The organism is Paraburkholderia sp. RL17-381-BIF-C (genome assembly GCF_046026435.1).
Lineage (GTDB): Bacteria > Pseudomonadota > Gammaproteobacteria > Burkholderiales > Burkholderiaceae > Paraburkholderia.
In genome coordinates, this window is the sequence record NZ_JARESX010000198.1 from 1 (window position 1) to 851 (window position 851).

An 851-nucleotide genomic window follows, 5' to 3' on the forward strand; every position below is an offset into this window, starting at 1 on the left:
TGAAGGGACATCAGTGGCGTCACCCGCTGGTGCGTGACGCAATGGCGAGGTGGTCGGGCTGACCTGTGGCTCGGAATGCAGCTCGACTACGATCTCTGGCAGGCACGTAAGCATGCGCCGAAGTCAGTCAGACGAGCTCCTGCAGAAGCGGTAGCGTGAACCGGCAAAAAATCATGGGGGTGTGATTTATGACGTTGGGTTTCCGGCCAAGCATGAGCGCCTGCGCCTTTATCACGGATGGGCTTTACCGGTATCTGAAGGAACATCACGGGGAGCAACCTGTCGAGCTGGTTCTTCATCCCGACCACAAGCGCATGCTGTGTGATGAACTGCAGATGCGACGCTTGGGCGTCCATTACGACGGGTGCTGGTTCAATAACATTCCGGTGTTTGAAGACCCGTGCTGCCGTGCGCCCTGGCTGGTTACGGAAGACGGGCAGCGCTGGGAGCTGTAGCCCTATCATCGCACGTCGTGGGGAATGTTCGTGACGTTCCCCATCGTGTGTGCACCGCAGCGTGCACAATCAACCCGTCAGCTTCCGGCTTCAACAAGTGACTTGTGGAACGGCACCCGAATCGCCGTTAGCTTGAATGCTTTACGAAACACATGTCTAATACGTCGGCTCCTTCCCTCTGAGGGGAAAGGCAGTTTCCCCGCGCCGCAGCGTGTGGGGAAACGTGGGGGAACGATGTTTGGCGGCCTGTGGGGAATACGCAATTTCCCCTCACATGGCCCGCAAAGCCTTATGGCGTGGGGTTCAGCGCTGTGGGGAGAAACTTATCCACGGACTTGTCAACACAAACTGGGGATAACGTGTCCTGCGATGCACAAGGTCTCCAAATATCTACTG

General features: G+C 57.2%; 1 protein-coding gene. It reads left to right on the forward strand.

Translation table 11 applies throughout. The annotated features are described in order from the left end of the window. Positions 1-188: 188 nt before the first annotated feature. A complete protein-coding gene (locus P0D70_RS36645; RefSeq protein ID WP_408188116.1) occupies positions 189-455 on the forward strand; it encodes a hypothetical protein in 267 nt (88 codons plus the stop codon). The last annotated feature ends 396 nt before the right edge of the window (positions 456-851 follow it).